Here is a 7,118-nt window from a genome sequence, read left to right on the forward strand (position 1 = left end):
CACGCCGTCGTCCAGCAGCCGGGCGCTGGTGGCGAACACGCTCATCTGGCTGTCGAAGCGCTCGACGATGCGCCGCTGCATCTCATCCAGTTTGGCGGCGTCGGGTTCCAGGCCCTTGCGGCGCATGGCGGCCTCGGTCACGTTGGCCATGGTCTGGGCCGCCTGCTCGCCGCCCATGACGGCGGTGCGCGCGTTGGGCCAGGAGAAGCAGAAGCGCGGATGGAAGCCGCGGCCGCACATACCGTAGTTGCCGGCGCCGAAGGAGGCACCGCACTGGATCGTGATCTGCGGCACCGTGGCATTGGTGACCGCCTGGATCATCTTGGAGCCGTGCTTGATGATGCCCGCCTCTTCATAGGCACGGCCCACCATGAAGCCGGTGGTGTTCTGCAGGTACAGGATGGGTGTGCGGGCCTGGCAGCAGGCCTGGATGAAGTGCGTGGCCTTGGCGGCGCCGGCCGGGTCGATGGGGCCGTTGTTGGTGATCACGCCCACCGGCAGGCCTTCCACCTTGATGAAGCCGCAGACGGTGGCGCTGCCATAGCCGGCGCCGAAGGCCAGGAATTCGGAGCCGTCGGCGATGCGGGCGATGACCTGCCGCATGTCCACCGGCCGCTTGGGGTCGGCCGGCATCAGGCCCAGCAGCTCCTCGGCGTCGTGGCGCGGCGGGGCGAAGGCGGCGCGCGGCGACGCGGGCGGCATGCCGCGCTGCCAGTCGATGTGGGCCAGGATCTCGCGTGCCAGGCGGATGGCGTCGCGGTCGTCCTCGGCCATGTAGTCGCCCAGGCCCGAAATGGTGGTGTGCATCTCGGCGCCGCCCAGCTCTTCCTCGGTGGCGATCTCGCCGGTGGCGGCCTTGAGCAGCGGCGGCCCGGCCAGGAAGGCCCGCGAGCGGCCGCGCACCATCACGATGTAGTCGGACAGGCCCGTCTGGTAGGCACCGCCGGCGGTCGATGAGCCGTGCGTCACCGTCACCACCGGCAGCCCCGCGGCCGACAGCCGCGCGAGGTTGCGGAACAGGTTGCCGCCGTGGATGAATTCCTCCACCTTGTAGGCCATGAGGTTGGCGCCGGCGCTTTCCACCAGCTGCACGTAGGGCAGCCTGTTCTCCAGCGCCAGCTCCTGCACGCGCAGCTGCTTGGCCAGGCCCATGGGCTGCAGCGCGCCGGCATCGATGCCCGAGTCGGAGGCGCTGACCATCACCCGCACGCCCGAGACCACCCCGATGCCGGCGATGACGCCGCCGCCGGGCACGCTGCGCGACAGGTCGGCGTCGTCCAGGCCCAGGCCGGCGAGCGAACACAGCTCGATGAAGGGCGCGCCGGCATCGAGCAGCAGCGCCAGACGTTCGCGCGGCAGCAGCTGGCCGCGCTGGGCGAAGCGCTCCGCCGAGCGGGCCGAGGCCTGCACCGCCCGCTGCTCGTGGCCGCGCAACTGGTCGATGAGGGCCAGCATGGCGGCGCGGTTGGCCTGGAAGTCGGCGCTGCCGGCGGAGACGGTGGAGTCGATGAAGGACATGGCACGCCAGCTTAGGCAGGCACCGGCGCAGCGTCTTGCGCGAAGTGGCTGGCGGGGCGAAGGGCCGTGCCTCGCGCGCGAAGGCACTGCCGAGTGGGGTTTTGCGGCGGCGGCCGGCCGCGCGTCAATGGGCCAGCGGCGCCAGCCGGCGCTTGGCCAGCAGCGCCGCCGGCGCATAGCTACGCTTGCTGCGCCGCAGTCCGGGCAGCCCCATGTCCTGCTCGAAATTGAGCCAGCGCACCGGCTCGCCGAACTGCGCCTCGAAGTTCATGCAGAAGTGGCGGAACATGAAGGGATAGAGGCCCACGTGCCGGTCCAGTCCCTTGGCGAAGCGGATGGCCTGCACGCCGGGCGCCAGCGCCTGGCCGAGCACGAAGCCGGCGGGCGCGCCATCGACCCAGTGGACGAAGCCGCGCAGGCCGAAGGCGCGGGCGTGCTGCAGCGCCTCCAGGCAGGGCGACTCGTCCGCCTCGCCGCCAGCCTTGCCCTTCTGCGCCATCCACTGCGCGAGCACGTGGCGGCAGTCCGCCACCCGGTCCTCGCCGAAAGGCCGGCTGTGCGGCAGGCAGGCGGCGGTGAACTGCCGCAGCTGGCTGCGGCGGCTGGCGAGCGGGCGGCCGGCGTAGTCGATGAAGGCCTGCGCGTCGTAGACATAGTCGGCATCGCCGTCCCAGGCCTGCACGTCGAAGCGGCGCAGGTCCAGCGCCGCGGCCTGCCGGTCGGACACGGGATAGAGCCGCGCCGGCGGCGGCGCCAGCGTGCGCAGCGCGGCCTGCGGCGCCCGGGCGATGTCGAACAGCGGCAGCACCAGCGGCGCGCCGTCGTAGCCGCGGCCGACCACCGCGGGCCAGTCGCCCGGCACGAGGCGCCAGCCGTGCACGTGGCGGAACAGGTACAGGTTGGAAAAGGTCCATTCCGACAGCGCCTCTCGGCCATGCGCGGCGCGCAGCGGCGCCAGCGCCGCCTCGATGGGCGCCTGCTGCGCCAGCGTGAGCGGCTCGCCGGTCAAGCCCGCACCGCGGTCCGGCGCTGGCCCGGTGCCGGGCCATCGGCGGGCTCGCCCGCGAAGCACTGGGCGATGGCCATCCACTGCCGCGCCGGGCCGTCGGTGATGCGCAGCAGGGTGTCGTCGGCATGGCGCCGCTGCGTCACGACCAGGCAGAAGTCCAGCGCCGGGCCGCGCACCGACTGCGCAGAAGCGGGATCGCCCCAGGTCCAGGTGCTGCCGTCGGGCGCGTCCAGCGCCACGTGCGGCACCGGCTCGGGCACCGGCAGGCCGCGGTTGACGAAGGTCCAGCCGTAGGTGCCCACGCCCAGGTGCGCGATGTGGCGCAGCCGGCCGGTGGCGGGGCGCACGCGGCCGAGCACGTCCCACACGTCCTGGCCGTGGGCCCAGGTTTCCATGAGGCGCGCGGTGGCGAAGGAGCGCGCGCTCATCGGCGGGCCGTACCAGGGCAGCCGGGCCTTGGGGTCGAGGGCGGCCAGCGTGTCCGCCAGCCGCGCGGACAGCGGCCGCCAGTGCGCGAGCAGCGCCGGCCCGTCGAGGTGGCCGTAGGCCTCGCGCGCGATGGCGCTGATCTCCTCGCCGGCCTCCAGCCGTCTCTGGAGCGCCGCGGCATCGCGGGCGAAGCCCGCGGGGTCGGTGGCGGCCTGCAGGCCGGTCTGGTCGAAGTAGCACAGATGCGCCACCTCGTCCCAGGCGGACCAGCCGTAGAAGTCGCTGGGCAGGCGCCAGTCGGCGGGCGACAGGTCGGCGCAGAGGCTGGACAGTTCGGCTTGCTCTGCACGCAGATCGGCGGCGGTGGTGTCGGGGGTCATGGATGGGATTTCAGTGATCGGGCGAAGGCGACAGGGAGGGAGAGCCGCGAAGCGGCATGGGGGTGTTCACAACCCCAGTTGGCGGGCGGCCAGGTCCTTCATCACTTCCTCGGCCCCGCCGCCGATCATCATGACCTTGACCTCGCGGTACAGCCGCTCGCTGCGCGTGCCGCGCATGAAGCCCATGCCGCCGAGCAGCTGCACGGCCTGGTCGGCGCAGAACTGCATGGTCTGCGTGGCCTGCACCTTGGCGAGGCAGGTGCGCGCCACCAGTTGCGCGGGCTCCGCCTGCCGGTGCTGGAGGCGCCAGGCCAGGTCGTGGATCAGGCAGCGGCTGGCGTCGATGCGCATGGTCATGTCCATGAGCTTGTGGCGCACCACCTGCCGCTGCGACAGCGCCATGCCGCCCACCTGGCGCTGGCGCACCCAGTCCAGCGCCTCTTCCAGGCAGACCTCGGCATAGCCGCAGGCCAGCACGGCCATCATCAGCCGCTCGTGGTTGAAGTTGTGCATCACCAGGCGGAAGCCCTGGTGCTCCTCGCCCACGCGCCGCGAGACCGGCACGCGGCAGCCGTCGAAGCGCAGGTGCGCGGTGTCGGAGGCCCACCAGCCCATCTTCCTGAGCGGCGTGCGCGTCAGGCCCGGCGTGTCGCCGTCGATGACCAGCAGCGAGATGCCACCGGCACCGCGCTGGGCCGGGTCGGTGCGCACGGCGGTGGTGATGAAGTCGGCCCGCATGCCGGAGGTGATGAACACCTTCTCGCCATCGACCACGTAATGGTCGCCCTCGCGCCGTGCGGTGGTGGCCAGGTGCGCGACGTCGGAGCCGCCGCCGGGCTCGGTGATGGCCAGGGCGGCGATGCGCTCGCCGGCCAGCACGGGCGGGATGATTTCGCGCTGGAGCGCCGCGCTGCCCGCATGCAGGATGGGCGGCAGCGCGATGCTGTGCGAGTTCAGCGAGGCCTGCACGCCGCCGCAGCCGCAGCGCGCGAATTCCTCGGCCAGGATGAGCTGGTAGAACAGGTCGGCGGGCGTGCCACCGAGTTCTTCGGGATAGCCCAGGCCCTGCAGGCCGAGCGCGGCGGTGCGGGCATACAACTCGCGCGGAAAGCTGCCGGCCTCGTCCCAGTCGTTGACGTGCGGCGTGATCTCGCGCGCGATGAAGTCGCGCAGCATGCGGCGGAAGGCCTCGTGCTCGGGCGTGAAGCAGTGCGGCAGCGGCGGGGCGTCGAGCAGCGCCATCGGTGGGGTCTCCTGGGCCTGCGGGGCAGGCGCGGTGTCATGGGCCTGCAGACTAGGGAAGCGGCGGGCGGGCGTCTTGCGCCCACTGGCTGGGCGCGAGGTGCGAGGCGCGAGAAGGGGCGGCGCCGCCACCGTGCTCGTCGCAGGCGCAGTCAAAGTCACCGCAGCAGCCAGCGACCTGGCGCAAGCCAGCCGCGCTGCGGCCGCCTACGCTGCGGCGCATCGTCCTGCATGCCCTCGTGCCCGCGCCATGACCAACCCATCGCCCTCCTCTTCCCGCGCTTCCGGCACCGACCGCGTGGTCCGCATCGGCGGCGCGTCCGGCTTCTGGGGCGACAGCCAGGCCGGGCCGGTGCAGCTGGTGCAGTCGGGCGCCATCGACTACCTGGTCTTCGACTACCTGGCCGAGACCACCATGGCCGTGCTGGCCGCCGCCCGCCGCAAGAAGCCCGAACTGGGCTATGCCACCGACTTCGTGGACGTCGCCATGCGCGAGGTGCTGCCAGAGGTGATGCGCCGCGGCATCACGGTCATCGCCAATGCCGGCGGCATCCATCCGCAGGGCTGCGCCGATGCGCTGGCGGCGCTGGCCGCGTCGATGGGCCTGGCGCCGCGCATCGCGGTGGTCGAGGGCGACGACGTGAGCGGCCTGATGCCGGCATTGCGCGAGGCCGGCGTGCGCGACATGTTCTCCGGCGCGCCGCTACCGCCCAAAGTGCTCAGCGCCAATGCCTACCTGGGTGCCTTTCCCATCGCGCAGGCGCTGGCGGCCGGCGCGCAGATCGTCGTCACCGGCCGCTGCGTGGACAGCGCCGTGACGCTGGGCGCGCTGATCCACGAATTCGGCTGGCAGCCGCAGGACTGGGACCGCCTGGCCGGCGGCAGCCTGGCCGGCCACATCATCGAGTGCGGCTGCCAGGCCACCGGCGGCCTGTTCACCGACTGGCAGCAGGTGCCGGACTGGGCCCACATCGGCTACCCCATCGCCGAATGCCGGGCCGACGGCAGCTTCATGCTGACCAAGCCGGCCGGCACCGGCGGCCTGCTGCACCCGGCCTGCGTGGCGGAACAGCTGCTCTACGAGATCGGCGACCCGGCCGCCTACCAGTTGCCCGACGTGTGCTGCGACTTCCGCCGGGTGCGCATCGACGCCACGCCGGATGGCCGGGTGCAGGTGACGGGCGCCCGTGGCCGCGCGCCCGGCGCGCAGTACAAGGTGTCGGCGACGCAGCTGGACGGCTGGCGTTGCGCCGGGATGATGGTCATCGTGGGCATGGACGCCGCGGCCAAGGCGCGCCGCACGGCCGAAGCGATTGCCGAGCGCACCCGCGGCATGCTGCGCCAGCGCGGCCTGGCCGACTACAGCCGCGTGCAGATCGAGTTGCTGGGCGCCGAGACGCTCTACGGCGCCGGCGCCCGGGCCGGCGCCGCGCGCGAGGTGATGATGCGGCTGGTGGTGGACCATGCCGAGCGCGAGGCGCTGGACCTGTTCGCCCGCGAGATCGCCGCGGCCGGCACCTCCTGGTCGCCCGGCACCACCATGCCGGCGGGCGGTCGGCCCTCGCCCTCGCCGCTGATCAAGCCCTTCGCCTTCCTGCTCGACAAGGCGCGCGTGCCGGTGCGGCTGAGGCTGGACGGCGCGGCGCTGCCGGTGGCCGACGCGGACGCGCTGGTGGCGACCCCATCGGCCGATGCGCACGCGCCGACAGCGCTCCCGGTGGCCGCCGAGCCGTTGCCCGACCCCGACGCCTGGACCGACGTGCCCGGCGAGCCGCTGGTCGAGGTGCCGCTGGTGCGCCTGGCCTGGGCCCGCAGCGGCGACAAGGGCGACCTGTCCAACATCGGCGTCATCGCGCGGCGGCCCGAATGGCTGCCGCTGCTGTGGGCGCGGCTGACGCCGGCGGTGGTGCAGGCGCACTTCGCCCACATGACGCCGGGCCCAGTGGCGCGGCACCACCTGCCGGGCATCCATGCCATCAACTTCCTCCTGCCCGGCGCGCTGGCCGGCGGCGGACCGGCCTCGCCGCGCTTCGATCCGCTGGGCAAGGGCAATGCGCAGATATTGCTGGACCTGCCGGTGAAGGTGCCGGCGCGGCTGCTGGCAGAAGGCTGAGCGCGCCGTACCGGAACCCGGCGGTCCGTCCGTTCCCTGGTCCGCATCGCCACACGCGCGAAAAAACGCGGCCGCCGCGCAATTGATAGAGGCGTATCGATAGTAAGATGCCGCGCCTCACCGATCGCCATGCGCCGCCTGCTTCCCTTCCTCCTGCTGCTCGCCGTGTTGTTCAACACGGCGGTCGGCTTGCCGCTGCACGAGCGCGCGCACCTGGCTGCGGGCACGGCAGCAGCCCAAACGGCCACCGCCGCGCAGGCCGGTGAGGCCGCCGACAACCGGCAGGAAGACACGCATGCGGCCTGCGCCACCTGCGTCGCGCTGGCGCAGGCCGCCCAAGCCTGGCTGCCGCAACCGCCCGCGCTGCCCGCCCCCGCGGCGGACGTGCGGTGCGAGGGTGAGGCCCCGGCCAGCCCGGCGCCGCGCC

Annotated in this window: 6 protein-coding genes; 2 read left to right on the forward strand and 4 right to left on the reverse strand. The window is 73.1% G+C overall.

What is annotated here, in order from left to right:
* The 4 genes from NS331_RS16155 to NS331_RS16170 form a co-directional block, all read right to left on the reverse strand.
* A partial coding sequence (locus NS331_RS16155; protein ID WP_058642997.1) for an acyl-CoA carboxylase subunit beta occupies positions 1–1,518 on the reverse strand: 1,518 nt, incomplete at its 3' end.
* 124 nt (positions 1,519–1,642) lie between these two features.
* Positions 1,643–2,527, reverse strand: a complete 885-nt coding sequence (locus tag NS331_RS16160) for a phosphatidylglycerol lysyltransferase domain-containing protein (RefSeq protein ID WP_058642998.1) — start codon at positions 2,525–2,527, stop codon at positions 1,643–1,645.
* Positions 2,524–3,336, reverse strand: a complete 813-nt coding sequence (locus NS331_RS16165) for a TIGR03084 family metal-binding protein (protein WP_058642999.1) — start codon at positions 3,334–3,336, stop codon at positions 2,524–2,526. Before NS331_RS16165 ends, NS331_RS16160 begins: the two co-directional genes overlap by 4 nt.
* 66 nt (positions 3,337–3,402) lie before the next feature.
* Entirely contained in the window at positions 3,403–4,578 is a 1,176-nt protein-coding gene (locus tag NS331_RS16170; protein WP_153012891.1) for an acyl-CoA dehydrogenase family protein, read from the reverse strand.
* 250 nt (positions 4,579–4,828) lie between these two features.
* Between NS331_RS16170 and NS331_RS16175 the strand changes: the two genes are divergently transcribed.
* Both NS331_RS16175 and NS331_RS16180 read left to right on the forward strand, forming a co-directional pair.
* Positions 4,829–6,691 carry an acyclic terpene utilization AtuA family protein gene (locus NS331_RS16175; protein ID WP_058643000.1) on the forward strand — a complete coding sequence of 621 codons (1,863 nt, stop codon included), beginning with the start codon at positions 4,829–4,831 and terminating at the stop codon, positions 6,689–6,691.
* Between the two features lie 129 nt (positions 6,692–6,820).
* On the forward strand, positions 6,821–7,118 hold a 298-nt coding region (locus tag NS331_RS16180; RefSeq protein WP_082702547.1), incomplete at its 3' end, for a hypothetical protein.

The sequence above is a fragment of the Pseudacidovorax intermedius genome (assembly GCF_001476815.1).
Taxonomy (GTDB): domain Bacteria; phylum Pseudomonadota; class Gammaproteobacteria; order Burkholderiales; family Burkholderiaceae_C; genus Xenophilus; species Xenophilus intermedius_A.

Bases quoted from the DNA above. Each gene is read 5' to 3' on its own strand.
- NS331_RS16165 (WP_058642999.1), bottom strand. From the start codon at position 3,336: ATGACCCCCGACACCACCGCCGCCGATCTGCGTGCAGAGCAAGCCGAA.
- NS331_RS16170 (WP_153012891.1), bottom strand. From the start codon at position 4,578: ATGGCGCTGCTCGACGCCCCGCCGCTGCCGCACTGCTTCACGCCCGAG.
- NS331_RS16175 (WP_058643000.1), top strand. From the start codon at position 4,829: ATGACCAACCCATCGCCCTCCTCTTCCCGCGCTTCCGGCACCGACCGC.